Annotated in this window: 17 protein-coding genes; all 17 read left to right on the top strand. The window is 62.6% G+C overall.

Features of this window, described 5'->3' with window-relative positions; genetic code table 11:
* Positions 1-6: 6 nt before the first annotated feature.
* The 17 genes from flgJ to fliI all read left to right on the top strand — a co-directional run bounded on the left by flgJ (position 7) and on the right by fliI (position 20,777).
* Positions 7-1,209 carry a flagellar assembly peptidoglycan hydrolase FlgJ gene (gene flgJ / locus ONG87_RS13385; RefSeq protein ID WP_192058180.1) on the top strand — a complete coding sequence of 401 codons (1,203 nt, stop codon included), beginning with the start codon at positions 7-9 and terminating at the stop codon, positions 1,207-1,209.
* 11 nt (positions 1,210-1,220) lie between these two features.
* A complete protein-coding gene (flgK, locus tag ONG87_RS13380) occupies positions 1,221-3,263 on the top strand; it encodes a flagellar hook-associated protein FlgK (RefSeq protein WP_122475934.1) in 2,043 nt (680 codons plus the stop codon).
* A 13-nt stretch (positions 3,264-3,276) separates the two neighbouring features.
* Positions 3,277-4,860: a flagellar hook-associated protein 3 gene (locus ONG87_RS13375; RefSeq protein ID WP_264381420.1), complete on the top strand. Its 1,584-nt coding sequence runs from the start codon at positions 3,277-3,279 to the stop codon at positions 4,858-4,860.
* A 270-nt stretch (positions 4,861-5,130) separates the two neighbouring features.
* Positions 5,131-6,057 (top strand): ketoacyl-ACP synthase III, encoded by a 927-nt coding sequence (locus ONG87_RS13370; protein ID WP_122475930.1) that lies wholly within the window; start codon positions 5,131-5,133, stop codon positions 6,055-6,057.
* A gap of 404 nt (positions 6,058-6,461) precedes the next feature.
* Positions 6,462-7,919 (top strand): flagellin, encoded by a 1,458-nt coding sequence (locus tag ONG87_RS13365; RefSeq protein WP_122475929.1) that lies wholly within the window; start codon positions 6,462-6,464, stop codon positions 7,917-7,919.
* Between the two features lie 72 nt (positions 7,920-7,991).
* Positions 7,992-8,336 carry a flagellar protein FlaG gene (locus ONG87_RS13360; protein WP_122475927.1) on the top strand — a complete coding sequence of 115 codons (345 nt, stop codon included), beginning with the start codon at positions 7,992-7,994 and terminating at the stop codon, positions 8,334-8,336.
* Positions 8,337-8,416: 80 nt separating this feature from the next.
* A complete protein-coding gene (gene fliD, locus ONG87_RS13355) occupies positions 8,417-9,871 on the top strand; it encodes a flagellar filament capping protein FliD (protein WP_264381419.1) in 1,455 nt (484 codons plus the stop codon).
* A 205-nt stretch (positions 9,872-10,076) separates the two neighbouring features.
* Complete coding sequence (gene fliS / locus ONG87_RS13350) at positions 10,077-10,484, top strand: flagellar export chaperone FliS (protein WP_122475924.1); 408 nt, start codon at positions 10,077-10,079, stop codon at positions 10,482-10,484.
* 10 nt (positions 10,485-10,494) lie between these two features.
* Positions 10,495-10,788 (top strand): flagellar protein FliT, encoded by a 294-nt coding sequence (locus tag ONG87_RS13345; protein ID WP_122475922.1) that lies wholly within the window; start codon positions 10,495-10,497, stop codon positions 10,786-10,788.
* 151 nt (positions 10,789-10,939) lie between these two features.
* Complete coding sequence (locus ONG87_RS13340; protein WP_122475920.1) at positions 10,940-12,421, top strand: sigma-54 dependent transcriptional regulator; 1,482 nt, start codon at positions 10,940-10,942, stop codon at positions 12,419-12,421.
* Positions 12,422-12,679: 258 nt separating this feature from the next.
* Entirely contained in the window at positions 12,680-13,864 is a 1,185-nt protein-coding gene (locus ONG87_RS13335) for a PAS domain-containing sensor histidine kinase (RefSeq protein ID WP_264382857.1), read from the top strand.
* Entirely contained in the window at positions 13,861-15,270 is a 1,410-nt protein-coding gene (locus tag ONG87_RS13330) for a sigma-54 dependent transcriptional regulator (protein WP_264381418.1), read from the top strand. Before ONG87_RS13335 ends, ONG87_RS13330 begins: the two co-directional genes overlap by 4 nt.
* Before the next feature lie 151 nt (positions 15,271-15,421).
* The gene (gene fliE, locus ONG87_RS13325) at positions 15,422-15,748 is read left to right on the top strand and encodes a flagellar hook-basal body complex protein FliE (protein WP_122475915.1); all 327 of its coding nucleotides are present in this window, start codon (positions 15,422-15,424) and stop codon (positions 15,746-15,748) included.
* Positions 15,749-15,762: 14 nt separating this feature from the next.
* Positions 15,763-17,550 carry a flagellar basal-body MS-ring/collar protein FliF gene (fliF, locus tag ONG87_RS13320; RefSeq protein ID WP_122475914.1) on the top strand — a complete coding sequence of 596 codons (1,788 nt, stop codon included), beginning with the start codon at positions 15,763-15,765 and terminating at the stop codon, positions 17,548-17,550.
* Positions 17,543-18,562 (top strand): flagellar motor switch protein FliG, encoded by a 1,020-nt coding sequence (fliG, locus tag ONG87_RS13315; RefSeq protein WP_043193255.1) that lies wholly within the window; start codon positions 17,543-17,545, stop codon positions 18,560-18,562. The genes fliF and fliG overlap by 8 nt, the downstream gene beginning before the upstream one ends.
* Before the next feature lie 99 nt (positions 18,563-18,661).
* Positions 18,662-19,429, top strand: a complete 768-nt coding sequence (fliH, locus tag ONG87_RS13310) for a flagellar assembly protein FliH (protein ID WP_122475912.1) — start codon at positions 18,662-18,664, stop codon at positions 19,427-19,429.
* Positions 19,419-20,777: a flagellar protein export ATPase FliI gene (gene fliI / locus ONG87_RS13305; RefSeq protein WP_122475911.1), complete on the top strand. Its 1,359-nt coding sequence runs from the start codon at positions 19,419-19,421 to the stop codon at positions 20,775-20,777. The genes fliH and fliI overlap by 11 nt, the downstream gene beginning before the upstream one ends.
* Positions 20,778-20,782 lie beyond the last annotated feature (5 nt).

Raw genomic sequence — 20,782 nt, 5'->3', positions numbered from 1 at the left:
CAGCTGATGGAAATGCCGAATGGTGGAGTATCGGGAACACGGGATTCGGGGGCTTACACAGACCTCAATCGCCTGAGCTCGTTGAAAGTCGGGGATCGCGACAGCGAGGCCAACCTGCGCAAGGTGGCCCAGGAATTCGAGTCGCTGTTCCTCGGTGAAATGCTCAAGTCCATGCGCTCGGCAAATGACGTGTTGGCCAAGGACAACCCGCTGAACACCGAAACCACCAAGCAGTACCAGTCGATGTACGACCAGCAGCTGTCCGTGACCCTCTCCAAGGAAGGTGGCGGTATCGGCCTGCAGGACGTGCTCATGCGCCAGTTGTCCAAGACCAAGGGCGTGGCCCGTGCCGGCGCGAACCCGTTCGCCCATGCCGACAACAGCTTGAACAAGCCGCTGGGTGCCACTCGCGACGCCTCGGCCGATGCCAAGGCCGCCGGCAGCGTTGGTCACAACGACATGGCCTTGCTCAACCAGCGTCGGCTGTCGTTGCCCAGCAAGCTTGCCGACCGTCTGGTGGCCGGCATCGTGCCGTCGGCGGCCACCGAAGCAGGGGCAGCCAGCGGCAGCAAGAACCTCATCAACGTTGCGGCCGATGCACCGCTCAACAGCCTTGCCAAGACCGTGCGCAGTGGCGCTGCGGTCGAGGGCAGCAGCCTGGCGAAGAGCGTCGCCCAGCCGCCCCTGGCCCCGGCCAAGCGCGCGTTCGGCTCGTCCGACGAGTTCATCGCGACCATGCTGCCGATGGCCGAAAAAGCCGCTGCTCGCATCGGTGTCGACCCCAAGGTGCTGGTCGCCCAGGCGGCGCTGGAAACCGGCTGGGGCAAATCGATCATGCGCGCCGACGACGGCAGCAGCAGCCACAACCTGTTCGGCATCAAGGCCACCGGCAACTGGAAAGGCGAGAACGCCCGCGCGATCACCAGCGAATTCCGCGACGGCCAGATGGTCAAGGAAACCGCCGATTTCCGCTCATACACCTCGTACGAAGACAGCTTCCACGACCTGGTCAGCCTGTTACAGAACAACGATCGCTACCAGGGCGTGGTCAAGTCCGCGGACAACCCCGAACAATTCGTCAAGGAACTGCAGAAGGCCGGCTACGCCACCGACCCGAACTACGCCAGCAAGATCTCTTCCATCGCCAAGCAGATGCAAGGCTATGAGAACTACGCTCGCAGCAGCACCAGCGCTACCACGAATCTATAAGGTTTGAACCCATGTCGAATCTGATCTCCATTGGGCTGTCCGGTCTGGCGTCCAGCCAGGCATCCCTGGCGACCACCGGTAACAACATCGCCAACGTCGCGACTGCGGGCTATTCCCGGCAGTCGGTGGTGAACACTGCCAGTGGCTTGCAGAACATCGGCGTGGGCTATCTGGGCACCGGCACCACGATCTCCGACGTGCGCCGTATCTACAGCAGCTATATGGATACCCAACTGCAGACCAGCACTGCGTTGAGCAACGACGCGAGCGCGTACAGCACCCAGATCAACAGCATCGACAAACTGCTGTCCGATGGCAGCACGGGTATCAGCGCCGTGCTCAGCAGCTTCTTTTCCGCCGTGCAGACCGCAGCGGCGAACCCGAGCGATACCTCGTCGCGGCAACTGCTGCTGACCCAGGCGCAAACCCTGAGCAATCGCTTCAATTCGATTTCGTCGCAGTTCAGCCAGCAGAACGACAGCATCAATGCGTCGTTGACCACCCTGACCGGCCAGGTCAACAAGCTGAGTGGCAACATCGCCGAACTCAACCGGCAGATCACCGAGATGTCGGGCACCGGTTCCACGCCCAACAGCCTGCTCGATGCGCGCAACGAAAACGTTCGCCAGCTCAACGAGCTGGTCGGTGTGAGCGTGCAGCAGCGTGACGGCAACTACGACGTCTACCTGGGCTCGGGGCAGTCGCTGGTGACCGGCAGCTCGGCCAATTCGCTGGTGGCCACACCCGGTGTGGCCGACAAGAGCCAGTATGGCCTGACCATCCAGTATCAGGGCTACAGCACCGACGTGACTTCGGTCACCACCGGCGGCGAGATCGGCGGCCTGCTGCGCTTTCGCAGCGATGCGCTGAACCCGGCAATCAACGAGCTGGGGCGCACCGCCATTGTCGTGAGCGACACCTTGAACGGCCAGTTGGGCAAGGGTATCGACCTCAACGGTGACTTCGGTTCGTCGGTATTCGCCAGCATCAACAGCGCCACCGCCACGGCCAACCGCAGCCTGGCGGCGTCCACCAACAGCGCAGGTTCGGGCAACCTGAGCGTTACCGTTGCCGACTCCAGCAAGCTGAGCATCTACGACTACAACGTCAAGTTCAGCAGCACCACCGCCTACAGCGTGACCCGTTCGGACGGCACCTCGATGGGCAGCTTCGACCTGGGCAGCAATCCTGCACCCGTGATCGACGGTGTCACCCTGGGCCTGAACGGCAAGGTTGCCAGCGGCGACAGCTTCGTCGTCACACCGACGCGCAGCGGCGCGAGCGCTATCACCACCACACTCACCGATTCGAACAAGCTGGCTTTTGCCGCGCCGCTCACCGGCACGGCGACCGTCGGCAACTCGGGCACCGGCACCTTCACCCAGCCGGTGCTGGGCAGCAAGCTGGACATCTACAGTGGCACGGCCCTGAGCCAGTTGCAGAGCGGCATCGAAACCTCGTCGCCGGTCAAGCTGGTGTTCGGCAAGACCACCGACGGTGCGCAGAGCTACAGTCTGTTCAACGCGTCAGGCACCAGTATTGGCAGCGGTACCATCGTGCCTGGCCAGAGCAACAACCTGAGCCTGACCGTGCCGGTGGTAGGTGCCGACGGCAAGCCCGTCAACGGCGCCGACGGCAAGCAGCTCACCTTCAGTTTCGACACCACCGTGGGCGGCACGCCTGCGGTCAACGACAGCTACACCGTGTCGTTCAACGCCGATGGCAAGTCCGACAACCGCAATGCCACGCAATTGCTGGCGTTGCAGACCAAGGCCACGGTTGGCGCCACGGCGGGCAACCCCGGCATGAGCTTCACCAGTGCCTACGCATCGCTTGTGGAGCGGGTTGGCGCCAAGGCCAGCCAGGCCACCGTCGACACCAAGGCCACCGGTGCGGTGCTGACCCAGGCCAAGACCAACCGCGACTCGGTATCGGGTGTCAATCTGGACGACGAAGCCGCCTCCCTGGTGAAGTTCCAGCAGTACTACACGGCGTCCTCGCAGATCATCAAGGCTGCGCAGGAAACATTCAGCGTCCTGATCAACGCCCTCTAAGGAATAGTCGACCATGCGAATTTCCACTTCTCAGTATTTCGAGACCAGCGCGACCGGCTATTCCAAGAATTTCTCGGACACCGCCAAGACCCAGGCGCAGATCAGCTCGGGCAATCGCATCCAGAGTGCCGGAGACGACCCGGTCGGTGCCGCCAAACTGTTGCAACTGCAGCAGCAAAGCAGCTTGCTGACCCAGTACAGCGGCAACATGACCAGCGTTACCAACTCGCTGACCCAGGAAGAGAGTGTGCTCGACAGCATCACTACGGCCTTGCAGCGGGCCCAGGAATTGACGATTCAGGCCGGTAACGGCGGCCTGAGCGATGCCGACCGCACCTCGATTGCCAGCGAAATCGGCGAGATCGAGAAAAACGTCCTTGGCCTGCTCAACACCAAGGATGCCAACGGCCAGTACATGTTCTCCGGATCCAAGACCAGCACGCCGCCTTATGTGCAGAACAGCGACGGCAGCTATACCTACCAGGGCGACCAGACCCAGCTCAGCCTGCAGGTGTCCGATACCCTGCAACTGGCGACCAACGACACTGGCTATGGCATCCTGGAAACAGCGGTGAACACCAGCCGTACGCAAACCACCATGACCGCACCGGTGGTCGACGACGGCCTGGTGACCGTGTCCGATGGCCGCCTCGAATCGCTGACCACCTACAACAAGGCGTTCACCGACGGCCAGCCGTACAAGCTGACGTTCACCAGCAGCACCCAGTTCACCCTCACCAACAGCAAGAACCAGGATGTGACCTCGCAGGTCACTGGCAACGGCACCTTTGACCCGAAGGCCGACGGTGGTACCACTATCAGCCTGTACGGTGTGGAGTTCGACATCAACGTGGCGGCCAAGCAGAGCGCGCTGGGCACCGTTGCCGATGCCGACATGGCAGGGCGCACGTTCAGCCTGGGCAGCAAGCCGGACAGCATCAGTTCGACGCGCAACGCGGCCAACACCTCCACGGCGCAGCTGACCAGCGCGAACGTGACCGATGCCGATCGCTATTCCGCAGCTTTCCCGGCTGGCGGGGCGGTGATCAAGTTCACCAGCGACAGCGAGTACGAGGTCTACGCCCAACCACTGACCGATTCCAGCCAAGCCATCGGCAAGGGTGCAGTGGTTGTCGGTGCCGCTGGCAGCTCGATCACGGCGGCGGGGGTGACCTTCAATGTTTCGGGCCAGGCTGGCGCGGGCGACAGCTTCAGTGTCAACGCGAACAGCCACAAGACCCAGAACGTGCTGGATACGCTGCATCAGCTCAAGTCAGCCCTTGAGCTACCGGTGACCGACGCCAGATCCGCGCTGGCATTGAAGAACGCCACCGACTCGGCGTTGGGCAACCTGGCCAGCGCCAACGAGAACATCGACATCTCTCGTGGGCAGATCGGTGCGCGGCTCAACTCGCTGGCTATCCAGAACGACGAGAACGTCAGCCTGGCGTTGGCCAACAAGAGCACGCAGTCGGCGATTTCCGACACCGACTTTGCCACCGCATCGGTGACCTTGAGTCTGCAACAGACCATGCTGCAGGCTTCGCAGCTGGCCTTCGCGAAGATCTCCCAGCTGAGTCTGTTCAACAAACTCTGATCGGCGGGGCGCAGGCCCCGTCTCGCACGACCCCGCCGCGCGCCATTTCCTACCGCCTATGGCACAATACCTGTGTGACCAATGGGTCGAATCGTGCATCTTCACACTTATGTATTGCCGGGCCGCTGAATCAGCGGCCTGCAGCTGCTTCGTTTCTGGCAGCAGTGGCGCCGTCTTACCTGGGCCGACGCCGCCTGACACCCTTTTCGATGGCATTGCGCAAACGCTCCGCGTAATGGCCTCCAGCTACCTTTGTATTGGGAAGCCACAATGATTGGCATAAAAAGCATCGCGAGTTACGTGCCTGCCGAAGGCCTGGACAACTACGCCCAAGGTGCCAAATTCGCCAAGGATGAAGATTTCATCATCGGCAAGATCGGTTCGGCCTTCCTGCCGCGCAAGTCCGACGACCAGGAAACCTCCGACCTCTGCGTGGAAGCGGCCAACGCCTTGTTCGCCAGCAATCCGCAGCTGTCCCGCGAGTCCATCGACGCCTTGATCGTCGTCACCCAGAACGGGGACGAGGAGGGCCTGCCACACACCGCAGCTATCGTTCAGGACAAGCTCGGCCTGTCGACCAACGTTGCGGCGTTCGACATCAGCCTGGGTTGCTCGGGCTATGTGTACGGCATCTATGCGCTCAAGGGCTTCATGGAAGCGGCTGGCTTGAAGAACGGCCTGCTGATCACCGCCGACCCGTACTCCAAGATCGTCGACCCCGAGGATCGCAACACCACCATGCTGTTCGGCGACGCGGCCACCGCCACCTGGATGGGCGAGGACGCGCCCTGGCAGCTGGGCAAGGCCAAGTTCGGTACCGATGGTTCCGGCGCCCCACACCTGAAGGTCACCGATGGCGTGTTTTTCATGAACGGTCGGCAGGTGTTCAACTTCGCTCTGCTGAAAGTCCCGGCGCATCTGCACGAATTGCTCGATGAGTCGGGCCTGACCAGCGCCGACGTCGACGCCTACTGCATCCACCAGGGCAGTGCGGCGATCGTCGATGCGGTAGCCCGGCGTTTCGAGGAAGAGCCGGAGAAGTTCATCAAGGACATGGTCGAAACCGGCAACACGGTGTCCAGCAGTATCCCGCTACTGCTGGAAAAGCACATTCTCGACTCCGCCTGGAAGCGCGTTGCCCTGAGCGGCTTCGGTGTCGGCCTGTCCTGGGGCTCGGCGCTCATCTACCGCCCCTGATCCACCGCGTTGCCCCCAGACGCGGCTTGCGCCGCTGCTACAGATACCGCAATCCCCTGTAGCAGCGGCGCAAGCCGCGTCCGGGCTCGCCGCGCTCTTGCATGCACACGGCGGCAACCGTGGCGCGATTCGGGTCACTGCTACCGTTGATCCGTTGACGCCAGAAATTCGCGCTATCGCTGTCCATTCCCCTCAAGTTCCCCCTTCCTCGGACGAAACAGTTATCAAGAGAGATCAAGCCAACGCTTGCTTTTTCCGGCTACAGCGGCTTGAAGGCGAAAAAACATTGCAATCGCCCTCAAGCAAAGCGCTGAACCGACGATAACTACTACGAAGGTTCTCTAGGCCACACCCGGCGCTCGCCAGGGCCGGAAGCCACAGCTAACAACCCCGAGGAATTTGTCATGGCCTTATCCGTAAACACCAACACCGCTTCCTTGACCGTTCAGAAAAACCTGAACAAGGCTTCCGATGCGCTGAGCACCTCGATGACCCGTCTTTCCTCGGGCCTGAAAATCAACAGCGCCAAGGACGACGCCGCCGGCCTGCAGATCTCCAACCGTCTGACCAGCCAGATCAACGGCCTGTCGGTCGCAGTGAAGAACGCCAACGACGGTATCTCCATCGCCCAGACCGCTGAAGGCGCGATGCAGGAATCCACCAACATCCTGCAACGTATGCGTGAACTGGCCCTGCAGTCGGCGAACGGTTCGAACAGCGGCGATGACCGGACTTCGCTGCAGTCCGAGTACACCCAGCTGACTTCCGAGCTGACCCGTATCGCCAACACCACCACCTTTGGTGGTCGCAACCTGGTCGACGGCTCGTTCGGTTCCACCGCCTTCCAGATCGGCGCCAATGCCAACGAAACCATCAACGTGACGTTGGGCGATGTGTCTGCCAACGCTATCGGTTCGCAGCAGGTCAAGAGTATCGGTGTAGCCGTGTCGGCTGCCGGGGTTGCAGGTGGTGCAGTCAAGGTTACAGGCGGGGGTGAGACCAAAGATGTGACCATCGACGCCAAAGCGTCAGCCAAGACTATCGCCAGCCAGCTTAACGGTTCAGTACCCGGTCTGACCGCCAAGGCAAGCACCGAGGCATCTTTCGTCGTAGGCGCAGGTGCCGCAGCCGCTCCGGCAACCTTCACTATGAAGGTCGGCAGCAGCGAAACCGTCAGCATGGTTGGCGTGACCGATACCGCCTCGCTTGCCGATCAGTTGAACTCGAACGCGGCGAAACTGGGTATCAGTGTCAACTACGACAGCAAGGCAGGCACGCTGTCGGTCAAATCCGACACCGGTGAAAATATCGTGTTCGGCGTTGATACCACCGTCACCGGTGCCGCCGCCGCTGCTGCGAACGTGACGGTAGCTACCAAAGACGCTAGCGGTACTCCAGGCACTGCGGTAGGCGTTGCAGACACCTTCATCGCCACCGGTGCTGTCTCGCTTGATTCGTCCAAAGGCTACTCGGTCGCTGGTGTAGGTGTTACCGGCCTGTTCGCCACCGGTACTGCCGGTGCTTCGTCGAGCAAGGCCTCCGAGCTCACCTCGGTCAGCGAAACCGACATCACCACCGCCTTCAACGCTCAGAACGCAATCGCTGCACTGGACAAGGCCATCTCCAACATCGACGCCCAGCGCGCCGACTTGGGTGCGGTGCAAAACCGTTTCGACAGCACTGTGTCGAACCTGCAGAGCATCTCCGAGAACTCCTCGGCCGCTCGTAGCCGTATCCAGGACGCCGACTTTGCTTCGGAAACCGCCGAGCTGACCAAGCAGCAAACTCTGCAGCAGGCATCCACCGCGATCCTGTCCCAGGCCAACCAGCTGCCATCGTCCGTACTGAAGCTGCTTCAGTAATACGGCCCCTGGCTGACTGACGGAAGGGTGCCCACGCGCCCTTCCGTTTTTTGATTTTCGGGGTGATCAAACATGGACATGAGCGTTACTGCAAGATTGCCTCTTGCCGCCACGTCAGCGCCAGCGAGCGCCGCCTCCCTGCCTGCCCGGCAGGTCAAGCAGGATGAACCCGCGGTCGAGTCGGTGACTCCCGAGCGGGCCGAATTGGAACAAGCGGTGAAGGACCTCCAGGCGCATGTGAATACCGCACAGCGCAATCTGGAATTCTCCATCGACGACTCGACGCATGCCGTCGTGGTCAAGGTCATCGCTACGGACAGCGGTGAAATCATTCGTCAGTTGCCAACCGAGGCCGCGCTCAAGTTGGCGCAGAGCCTGGCAGACGGTCGCAGCGGTCTGCTCGACGCGACCATCTGAGCTGGCACGAAAAATGTAGCTGGGTGTGCTTGGGGCGGTATCCGTCAAAAACACGCCTGACTCGATTCTAGGAGATACCGATGGCTACTGTTTCCTCCACTACCGGCACCACCGCCGCCACCACGACTGCCAGTACTTCAAGCACCACCACCTCAAGCACCAGCGGCGCGATCAAGTCCAGCGGCGTGGGCACGGGTATCGACACCGATGCCATCGTCAAGGCCTTGGTGAATGCCGAGAAAGCGCCCAAGCAAAAGCAGATCGATACCCAGACGCTGACCACCACCACCACCTTGACCGCCGTTGGCACCGTCAAGAGCTCGCTGGAAACCTATCGGGCCGCCGTCGCGGCAATGAACAAGGCCTCGGCGTTCAGCGGCTTGACCGGTGCCTCGTCCAACGACAAGGCGGCTTCGGTGACCGTGACCGATTCCGCCTCCGACGGTACGTACTCGCTTGAAGTAACGACCCTGGCGACTTCCTCGAAGATTTCTTCTGGCGTCTACGCCGACAAGAGCGCAGCCGTGGTCAATGCTACGTCTTCCGCCCAGACCTTGACGATCACTCAGTCATTCAAAGACAGCAAGATCAGCATTCCGGCGGGTGCGACGTTGGCGCAGACCCGCGATCTCATCAACACCCAGCTGGTCGGTCGCGGTATCAGTGCCAACATCCTGACCGACGCCAGTGGCTCGCGCCTTGTCCTCAGCTCCTCGACCACCGGGAAGGGTACCGAGATTTCCATGACCGCCGATGCGGGCAGCGGCCTCGACAAGCTGACTGCCTCCACCACTGTGAACGAGCCCACCAATGCGACGTACAAGATCGACGGCATCGAGATGGAGTCGTCGACCAATACGGTCGCCGCGGCTATCAGCGGCGTGTCAATCAAACTGTTGGAAGCAGGGGGTGCTAAGACGACCATCTCGGTCAGCACCAACACTGAAACCCTGAAAAAAGCCACCACTGGCTTCGTCGATGCCTACAACGCGCTGATGACCCAACTCAACACCCTGACCAAGGTCAGCACCGGGGCCGACGGCACGACCAGTGGGGGAGGGCTGACCGGCGACTCCACCGTGCGCCACCTGATCCAGTCGATGCGCAACGAGTTGGTCACCTCCTCGGGCTCGAGCAAGCTGACCCTGTCGCAGTTCGGCATCAACACCGACCAGAAGACCGGTCTGCTGGCAATGGATGACGCCAAGTGGAACACGGCCATGGGCGATCCCGCCAACGTGGCAGCCATCCAGGACATGTTCACCGGCAAGGACGGTCTACTTTCGCGGATGACCACCGCGACCGACTCCTATGCGGTGAAAGGCGGCATTCTCGCCTCGCGCTCGGATTCGCTCTCCGGCACGCTGACCAAATTGACCGAGCAACAGCAGGCCCTGGACCGCCGGATCAAGAACCTGACGGACACCTTGAATGCCAAGTACACCGCCATGGACACCCTCGTCGCGCAGCTCAACGCCACCAGCAAGAGCATCATGACCACGCTGAACGCGCTGAACAAAGCCGACAGCGATTGACGAAAAGTGCCACTCACGGGGCCCGGTCTATGCCGGGCCTTTGCATATCCGTCATTTGCACGAACGCCTCCATATCGACGGCGTTCATTGCCTGATACCACGTTACTTCGCATATTCCTTTAGCCTCGCTAAAGTTTTTCCCACCCGCGACGACATAGTAACCAAGCGATACAACATCAAATCATGTGTTACGAGGTCCGCCGCAATGAACGCCATGAGAGCGCTGAGCCAATACCAGAAGGTCGATTCCCATGCCCAGACATCCGAAGCCACGCCGCATCGGCTGGTGCAGATGCTGATGCAGGGCAGTCTCGATCGCATGGCCCAGGCCAAGGGTGCGCTGAGCCGTGGTCAGGTGTCGCAGAAGGGCGAGATGCTCGGCAAGGCCGTGGCCATCATTGGTGGCCTGCGCCAGGGGCTGGATCCAAGCAAGGCCGGCGAGTCGCAATCCATCAAGGACCTCGACGACCTTTACGCCTACATGTCCGGCCGCCTGACCGAAGCCAACATCAAGAATGATCCGCAGTTGATCGACGAAGTCGCCCGGCTGATGATCACCGTCAAGAGCGGTTGGGACGCCATCGCCAGCCACGAATCGGCACAGCCGGCCTGAGGAGTTTGCCATGAGTGCACTACAGCGGATTCAGCAGACTCGCCACGCCTTGGTAGACGCCATGCAGGCAGGCGATTGGGACGCGATCGGCGTTCTGGACATCGAATGCCGGGCTTGTGTCGACAGCGTATTGCAGGAAGTCCCGGAAGACCCAGTGCAGTTGCGCAGTCACCTCGAGGATCTGCTCGAGGTCTACCGTCAATTACTCAACGTCACTCGATTAGCGCGTCAGTCAGTTGTCGACGAAATGTCACAGTTCACCCAAGCGAAGAACGCTGCAAAGGTTTACCATCTGTTCCGCTGACAGCCATTGCGCCATAAATTTGACTAAGTCGATTTTTTTGCCTTTACTAGTGGCTGTTACGATTCGTCTGGCGTCTGTTAGCTGAAACCATGGCCAAAAACGTCGAAAGCGCCCTTTCGGGCTTCGAGTTGACTAGGGAAGTTGCTATTGCATGTGGCGTGAAACCAAAATTCTGCTGATCGATGACGATAGCGTTCGCCGCCGGGATCTGGCGGTCATCCTGAACTTTCTTGGCGAAGAGAACCTGGCCTGTGGCAGCGCTGACTGGCAGATGTCGGTCGACGCGCTGTCGTCCAGCCGCGAGGTGCTCTGCGTCCTGGTGGGGGAGGTGTCTTCGGGCAACCTTGCCGGCCTGCTGAAGACGCTCGCCAACTGGGACGAGTTCCTGCCGGTGCTGCTGCTGGGCGAGCCAGGTGCTGTCGAGCTGCCCGACGACCTGCGTCGTCGCGTGCTGTCGCACCTGGAGATGCCGCCCAGCTACAGCAAGCTGCTCGATTCCCTGCACCGTGCCCAGGTCTATCGCGAGATGTACGACCAGGCCCGCGAGCGCGGCCGTCAGCGCGAACCCAACCTGTTCCGCAGCCTGGTGGGCACCAGCCGCGCCATCCAGCATGTGCGCCAGATGATGCAGCAAGTGGCCGATACCGATGCCAGCGTGCTCATCCTCGGCGAGTCGGGTACCGGCAAGGAAGTGGTCGCGCGCAACCTGCACTACCATTCCAAGCGTCGCGATGCGCCATTCGTGCCGGTGAACTGTGGCGCGATTCCGGCCGAGTTGCTCGAAAGCGAGCTGTTCGGTCACGAGAAGGGCGCCTTCACCGGCGCGATCACCAGCCGCGCCGGCCGCTTCGAGTTGGCCAACGGCGGTACCCTGTTCCTCGACGAAATCGGCGACATGCCGTTGCCGATGCAGGTCAAGCTGCTGCGAGTGTTACAGGAACGGACATTCGAGCGCGTGGGCAGCAACAAGACCCAGAGCATCGATGTGCGCATCATTGCGGCCACGCACAAGAATCTGGAAAGCATGATTGAGGTCGGCACGTTCCGTGAAGACCTGTATTACCGCCTCAACGTGTTCCCCATCGAGATGGCCCCGCTGCGCGAGCGCGTGGAAGACATCCCGCTGTTGATGAACGAGCTGATCTCGCGCATGGAGCATGAAAAGCGTGGGTCGATCCGCTTCAACTCGGCAGCCATCATGTCGCTCTGCCGCCATGGCTGGCCGGGCAACGTGCGTGAATTGGCCAACCTGGTCGAGCGGATGGCGATCATGCATCCGTATGGTGTGATTGGCGTGGTCGAGTTGCCGAAGAAATTTCGCTACGTCGACGACGAAGACGAGCAATTGGTCGACAGCCTGCGCAGCGATCTGGAAGAGCGTGTGGCAATCAACGGCCATACGCCCGACTTCGCTTCCAGCGCCATGCTGCCGCCCGAGGGGCTCGACCTCAAGGACTACCTGGGCGGATTGGAACAGGGTTTGATCCAGCAGGCGCTGGACGATGCCAATGGTATCGTCGCGCGCGCCGCGGAACGTCTGCGCATCCGCCGTACCACCCTGGTGGAGAAGATGCGCAAGTACGGCATGAGCCGACGCGAAGGCGAGGGCGAAGAGCAACAGGCAGACGATTGACGCCTGCGGCTCGACCGGCCGCTGCCCTTCAGGCAGTGGCCATGCTTCATACAACATCTGCCGTTTCCGGCAAAGCGCGCCAAGCGCTTGAACTCCCACACTTTCTCTGCGCCATCCGACTGTTCCTTGCGGCGCTCGCAGCCCGCAGGTTTTCATCCGGCACGGCTATTGCTTTTATCCCTTTCACGATACCGTTTTTGACGGTGAGCCAAGTGAGAGAGACCCATGCCACAGGCCGCTATCCAGCCCTCCGCGCACATGCCCCGCAGCGACGCTTCCGTGTCCGTAGCGCCATCCGACAGCCGCCAGGGGCTGGACCAGGCGTTCGTCCTGTTCGACCAGATGTCCGACCGCTTGAGCGACTCCTACAGCCTGCTCGAGGCGCGCGTGGCATCGCTCAAGGGTGAACTGGAAGTGGTCAGCGCCCAGCGCCTGGCCGAACTGGCGGAAAAGGAACGGCTTGCCAATCGCCTGCAGAACCTGCTCGATCTGTTGCCCGGCGGCGTCATCGTCATCGATGGGCATGGTCGTGTGCGCGAAGCCAACCCGGCAGCCGCGAATATGCTGGGTGCGCCTCTGGAAGGCGAACTGTGGCGCGAGGTGATCGTCCGCAGTTTCGCGCCACGCCGCGACGACGGTCATGAGATTTCTTTGATCGATGGGCGGCGTCTGTCGATTTCCACGCGTTCGCTGGACGCCGAGCCTGGTCAATTGGTGTTGCTTACCGATCTGACCGAGACCCGCCGTCTGCAGAGCGAAGTGGCGCGCAGTGAGCGCCTGTCGTCACTGGGCCGGATGATGGCCTCGCTGGCCCATCAGATACGCACGCCGCTGTCGGCAGCGCTGTTGTACGCCAGTCACCTGACCGAAAAACCACTGCCGGTGCAGACCCAGCAGCGCTTCGCTGGACGCCTCAAGGAGCGTCTGCATGAATTGGAAAACCAGGTTCGCGACATGCTGGTGTTCGCCCGCGGCGAGCTGCCGCTGCCCGATCGCCTCACGCCCCGCCAGTTGCTGCAGGCCCTGCAGGCCGCCGCCCAGCCCCATGTGCACAATGTCGCCGTGCGTTGGCAGTGCGACAGCCATGCCGGCGAGTTGCTGTGCAACAAGGACACCTTGGTGGGCGCGGTACTCAACTTGATCGACAACGCCATCCAGGCCAGCGCCGGTGAGGCACGGCTGAAGGTCCATCTGTATGCGCGCAACGACACCCTGCGCCTGTGCGTCAGTGACAATGGGCCTGGCATGGCCCCGGCAACGCTGGCGCGGCTGGGTGAGCCGTTCTTTACCACCAAGCCCACCGGTACCGGGCTCGGCCTGTCGGTGGTCAAGGCCGTGGCAAGGGCGCATCAAGGCGAGTTGATACTGCGCTCCACGCTCGGCCGCGGCAGCTGCGCCACTTTGACCCTGCCATTGGTGGCCCTGCAGGAGCGCGCTCCATGAGCATCAAGGTGCTGTTGGTCGAGGACGACCGGGCCCTGCGCGAGGCGCTGGGCGATACGCTGGAGCTGGGTGGCTTCGAATTCGAGGCGGTGAGCTGTGCCGAGGAAGCATTGTTGGCAGTGGCGCGCGAGCCCTTCGGGATCGTGGTCAGCGACGTCAACATGCCCGGTATCGATGGGCACCAGTTGCTTGCCAGGCTACGCGCCCGGCAGCCGCAACTGCCGGTGTTGCTGATGACGGCCCATGGCGCCGTCGAGCGTGCGGTGGATGCCATGCGCCAGGGTGCGGCGGACTACCTGGTCAAGCCATTCGAGCCGCGCGCGCTGCTCGACCTGGTGACCCGGCATGGCCGCGGCCTGGTCACGGCCGGTACCGATCACGGCCCGGTTGCACTGGAGCCGGCCAGCCTGGCCTTGCTCGAGCTGGCGGCACGGGTTGCACGCAGTGATTCCACGGTGCTGATATCCGGTGAATCAGGCACCGGCAAGGAAGTGCTGGCACGCTACATTCACCAGCAGTCGCGGCGCGCAGAACAGGCTTTCGTCGCCATCAATTGCGCGGCGATTCCCGACAACATGCTCGAAGCCACGCTGTTTGGCCACGAGAAGGGCGCGTTCACCGGCGCTGTCGCGGCGCAGGCGGGCAAGTTCGAGCAGGCCGATGGCGGCACCTTGTTGCTCGATGAAATTTCCGAGATGCCGCTGGGCCTGCAGGCCAAGCTGTTGCGCGTGTTGCAGGAGCGTGAGGTCGAGCGCGTCGGCGCGCGCAAACCCATCGCCCTGGACATACGCGTCATCGCCACCACCAACCGCAACCTGGCGGCCGACGTGGCGGCGGGGCGCTTTCGCGAAGACCTGTTCTACCGTCTTTCGGTCTTCCCGCTGGCGTGGACACCTCTGCGCGAGCGCCGCGCCGATATCCTGCCGCTGGCGCGACGCTTGTTGGACCGCCATGTCGACAAGATGAAGCACGCGCCTGTGCGTTTCTCGCCACCGGCCGAACAGTGCCTGCTCGATCATCTGTGGCCGGGCAACGTTCGCGAACTGGACAACGCCATTCAGCGCGCCTTGATCCTGCAGCACGGCGGCTTGATCCAGGCAGCCGACTTCTGCCTGGCCGGGCCTGCAGGCGCGGCACCGTTGCCGCCGTTGAGCCTGGTGGTGCAAGCCCGTGCCCCGGCACTGCCGTTGGAAACCCAGGCCCCGGTCGGGCTGCCGGCCGGCGCGTTGGAGGGCGATCTGCGCCGACGGGAATTCGAAATGATCATTGATACCTTGCGCAGCGAGCGCGGCCGCCGCAAGGAAGCCGCCGAGCGCCTGGGCATCAGTCCACGAACGCTGCGCTACAAGCTGGCGCAGATGCGCGATGCCGGAATGGACGTGGAGGCCAGTCTGTTCGCCTCGTGACGGACGCCCGCTGACCGGCAGCGGCTGCGGCGATTCGTCGCCATCGATCTGTTTCGCAAGCCTGCGACTGCAACTGGCACCCTCCTTGCTACTACCTCGGTAGTGAATGCAGCAGTGTCAAAAAAACGCAGGTCGTCGCAGAGGGTCACCCATGAGCCAAGGTATTGAATTCAACCGCTTGATGCTGGACATGCGCGCCATGCAGGCGGACGCCATGGCCAGGCCTGCGGCGGTTGCGGCGCCGGAAGTTGGCGCCAGCAGCTTTGCCGACATGCTCGGCGGCGCCATCAACAAGGTCGCGGACGTGCAGGGTGCTTCCAGCCAACTGGCCACTGCTTTCGAGATCGGCAAGAGCGGCGTCGACCTCACCGATGTGATGGTCGCCTCGCAGAAAGCCAGTGTCTCGTTCCAGGCCTTGACCCAAGTGCGCAACAAGCTGGTCCAGGCATATCAAGACATCATGCAGATGCCGGTCTGAGGACGAATTGAGTCATGGCTGAAGCGACCACCGATAACCTCCCTGCCAAGAGCGGCAACAAATCGCCGCTCATGGGCTTGTCTGTCCTGCAGAATCTGTCGCAGATGACCATGCTGCGTCAGGTCGGCCTGTTGGTCGGCCTGGCTGCGAGCGTCGCGATCGGCTTCGCCGTGGTGCTCTGGTCGCAGCAGCCCGACTACCGGCCGCTGTACGGTAGCCTGGCGGGCATGGACACCAAGCAGGTGATCGACACCCTGACCACGGCCAACATTCCCTATACCGTGGAACCCAACTCCGGCGCCTTGCTGGTCAAGGCCGACGACCAGTCGCGTGCGCGCATCGCCCTGGCCTCGGCCGGCGTTGCACCCAGCGACGGCAACGTCGGCTACGAGTCGCTCGACAAGGAACAAGGCCTGGGCACCAGCCAGTTCATGGAAACGGCGCGCTACCGCCGCAGCCTGGAAGGCGAGCTGGCACGTACCATCGGCAGCCTGAACAATATCCGGGCTGCGCGCGTGCACCTGGCCATCCCGAAGAGTTCGGTGTTCGTCCGTGACGAACGCAAGCCAACCGCCTCGGTGCTGGTGGAAATGTACCCCAACCGGACCCTGGACGCCGGCCAGGTCGCGGCCATCGTCAATCTGGTGGCGACCAGCGTCCCGGAACTGAACAAGTCCAACGTGTCGGTCGTCGACCAGAAGGGCACCCTGCTGTCGGCACAGCTGGAAGACAACGCGTTGACCATGGCCGGCAAGCAGTACGACTACAGTCGCCGCATGGAAAGCATGCTGACCCAGCGTGTCCACAACATACTGCAACCGGTGGTGGGCAGTGATCGGTTCAAGGCCGAGGTGTCGGCTGACCTGGACTTCAGCGCGGTCGAGTCGACCTCCGAGCAGTTCAACCCGGACCAGCCGGCACTGCGCAGCGAGCAGTCCACCAGCGAACAGCGTTCCAGCGGTTCGGGCCCATCGGGTGTACCCGGCGCCTTGAGCAACCAGCCACCGGGCCCGGCCACCGCACCGCAGAATGCCGCCCAGGGGCAGGCAGCCGCTGGCGCGATCCAGCCAGGCCAGCCGCTGCTCGACGCCAATGGCCAGCAGATCATGGACCCGGCCACCGGCCAGCCGATGCTGGCGCCGTATCCGGCCGACAAGCGTCAGCAGTCGACCAAGAATTTCGAGCTCGACCGCTCCATCAGCCACACCAAGCAGCAGCAGGGTCGCCTGACTCGGTTGTCGGTCGCCGTCGTGGTCGATGACCAGGCCAAGGTCAACCCGGCCGACGGCACCGTGACCCTGGCGCCCTGGAATGCCCAGGAGCTGGCCCGTTTCACCCGTCTGGTACAGGATGCCGTGGGCTTCGATGCGAGCCGTGGCGACAGCGTGACCGTGATCAACGTACCGTTCGCGCCCAACTCGGCGGAAGTCATCACCGAGCCTGCGTTCTACAAGGAACCCTGGTTCTGGGACATCATGAAACAGGCGCTGGGCGTGCTGTTCATCCTAGTCCTGGTGTTCGGCGTGTTGCGCCCGGTGCTGACCAACATCACCGGTGGTGGCAAATCCAGGCCGGGCGATGGCGAACTTGGTGCCGCCGGCGGGGTGGGCGGTGTGGCCGCCCTGGGCATGGACAGCGAGCTGGCCAACGATCGGGTCAGCCTGGGTGGGCCGCAGAGCATTCTGCTGCCCAGCCCGACCGAGGGCTATGACGCCCAACTGAATGCAATCAAGAGTCTTGTGGCCGAAGACCCGGGCCGAGTGGCCCAGGTCGTGAAAGAGTGGATCAATGCCGATGAGTAGTTCACAAGCCGTCACCCCCAAGCTGACCAAGGTCGACAAGGCCGCCATTCTTCTGCTGTCGCTGGGTGAAACCGACGCGGCGCAGGTGCTTCGCCACATGGGTCCCAAGGAGGTCCAGCGCGTGGGCGTGGCCATGGCGCAGATGCGCAATGTGCACCGAGAGCAGGTCGAGCAGGTGATGAGCGAGTTCGTCACCGTGGTCGGCGACCAGACCGGCCTGGGCGTGGGTTCCGACAACTACATCCGCAAGATGCTCACCTCGGCCCTTGGCGAAGACAAGGCCAACGGCCTGATCGACCGAATTCTGCTGGGCGGCAATACCAGCGGCCTGGACAGCCTGAAATGGATGGAACCCCGCGCCGTGGCCGATGTGATTCGCTACGAACACCCGCAGATCCAGTCGATCGTCGTGGCCTACCTCGACCCCGACCAGGCCGGCGAAGTGCTGGCGCATTTCGAGCACAAGGCGCGCCTGGACATCATCCTGCGCGTGTCTTCGCTGAACACCGTACAGCCTGCGGCGCTCAAAGAGCTCAATACCATTCTGGAGAAACAGTTCTCCGGCAACTCCAACGCCACGCGGACCACGCTGGGTGGGGTCAAGCGCGCCGCCGACATCATGAACTTCCTCGACAGCTCGTCCGAGGGCCAGTTGATGGACTCCATACGCGAGGTCGATGAAGAGCTGTCCGGGCAGATCGAAGACCTGATGTTCGTTTTCAACAATCTCAAGGATGTCGACGATCGCGGCATTCAGGCGCTGTTGCGCGAAGTCTCTTCCGACGTACTGGTGGTCGCGCTCAAGGGCGCCGACGAAGGCGTGCGCGAAAAGATCTTCAAGAACATGTCCAAGCGCGCGGCCGAACTGCTGCGCGACGACCTCGAGGCCAAGGGGCCAGTGCGGGTCAGCGATGTCGAGTCGGCGCAGAAGGAAGTGCTCACCATTGCCCGGCGCATGGCCGAGGCCGGTGAAATCGTGCTGGGTGGCAAGGGTGGGGAAGAGATGATCTAATCGTCCCTCTCCCGGACCTCCGTCGTGGAGGCTGGCCACCCTGGGGTGGTCGGCTCCGAGCGACCCCACTTCGCACCCAGGCGCCAGGAATCGCAAGCCATGTCTCGCCCCCCGCAAGAACCCGTCAGTGAACTGATCCGCGCCGTCGACGCGCGCAGCGCCGACCTGTGGGCGTTGCCCAGTTTCGATCCCGAACGGCCCGCCGTCGAGGTGGTGCTGGCGCCGGTGTCGGTCGAGGAGATCGAAGAGGTTCCCCTCGACGAGGTCCAGCCCATCACCCTGGAAGAACTCGAAGCCATTCGCCAGGAAGCCTACAACGAGGGTTTCGCCACCGGCGAAAAAGAAGGCTTTCACAGTACCCAGCTCAAAGTGCGCCAGGAAGCCGAGGCCGCACTGGCCAGCAAGCTCGTCCAGTTCGACCGGCTGTTGGGGCACCTGTTGACGCCCATCGCCGATCAGGACACCCAGATCGAAAAATCCCTGGTCGAGCTGGTAGGGCATATTGCCAGGCAGGTCATTCGCCGCGAATTGGTCACCGATTCCAGCCAGATCGAGAAAGTACTGCGTGAGGCGCTCAAGTTGTTGCCCATGGGCGCCAACAACATCCGCATCTTCATCAATCCTCAGGATTTCGAGCAGATCAAGTCATTGCGGGAGAAGCACGAGGAAAACTGGCGCATCCAGGAAGACGACGCGCTGCAGCCCGGTGGCTGCCGTATCGAAACCGAGCACAGTCGTATCGATGCCAGCATGGAGACGCGCATCACCCAGGCCATTGCCCAGCTGTTCGACCAACTGCACGAGCAGAACATGCACCCGGCCCCGGCCGACATCACCATCGAGCTGGGTGAGCCCGATGAAGCTTGATCGCACCAGCTTCGGCAAGCGCTTGGGCACCTACGAGGCTGCCATTGACCTGCCGCGCCAGCCAATCGTCGAAGGACGCCTGCTGCGCATGGTCGGGCTCACCCTGGAGGCCGAAGGGTTGCGTGCCGCCATGGGCAGTCGCTGCGTGGTCATCAACGACGACAGCGACCAGCCGGTGCAGGTCGAAGCGGAAGTCATGGGCTTTTCCGGCAGCAAGATCTACCTGATGCCGGTGGGCAGCGTGAGCGGCATCGCGCCTGGCGCGCGGGTGGTCCCGGTTGCCGATACCGGGCGCCTGCCCATGGGCATGAGCATGCTCGGACGCATTCTCGACGGCGCCGGCCGCGCGCTGGACGGCAAGGGCGGCATGAAGGCCGAGGACTGGATCCCCATGGACGGGCCCACCATCAACCCGCTCAAGCGTGATCCCATCAGCCAGCCACTGGATGTCGGCATTCGCAGCATCAATGGCTTGTTGACCGTGGGCCGTGGCCAGCGCCTGGGTCTGTTCGCCGGTACCGGCGTGGGCAAGAGTGTGCTGCTGGGCATGATGACGCGCTTCACCGAGGCCGACATCATCGTCGTCGGGCTGATCGGCGAGCGCGGCCGCGAGGTCAAGGAGTTCATCGAACACACCTTGGGCGAGGAGGGCCTGCGCCGTTCGGTGGTGGTGGCATCGCCGGCCGACGAAGCCCCGCTGATGCGTCTGCGCGCGGCCATGTACTGCACCCGCATTGCCGAATATTTCCGCGACAAGGGCAAGAACGTCCTCCTGCTGATGGACTCGCTGACCCGTTTTGCCCAGGCCCAGCGGGAAATCGCCCTGGCTATCGGCGAGCCACCTGCCACCAAGGGCTATCCGCCCTCTGTTTTCGCCAAGCTGCCCAAGCTGGTCGAGCGGGCCGGCAATGCCGAGGCCGGGGGCGGCTCGATCACCGCGTTCTATACGGTGTTGTCCGAAGGCGACGACCAGCAGGACCCGATCGCCGACTCGGCACGGGGTGTACTCGATGGCCACATCGTGCTGTCGCGGCGCCTGGCCGAAGAAGGGCATTACCCGGCCATCGATATCGAAGCGTCGATCAGCCGGGTGATGCCCAGCGTGGTCAGCCCCCAGCATCTGGCCCAGGCCCAGCAGTTCAAGCAGCTGTGGTCGCGCTACCAGCAGAGCCGTGACTTGATCAGCGTCGGTGCCTACGTGGCCGGCGGCGATCGCGAGACCGACCTGGCCATTGCCCTTCAGCCGCAACTGGTGCGCTACCTGCGCCAGGGTCTGAACGACAATGAAAGCCTGCAGGCCAGCGCCGAGCGCCTGGCGGCAGTGTTCACGCCCGTGGCACCGGGGTAAGCGAC

It is taken from the genome of Pseudomonas sp. MM227, from assembly GCF_947090715.1.
Taxonomy (GTDB): Bacteria; Pseudomonadota; Gammaproteobacteria; order Pseudomonadales; family Pseudomonadaceae; genus Aquipseudomonas; species Aquipseudomonas baltica.
This window is presented reverse-complemented; position numbering and strand designations above follow the sequence as displayed.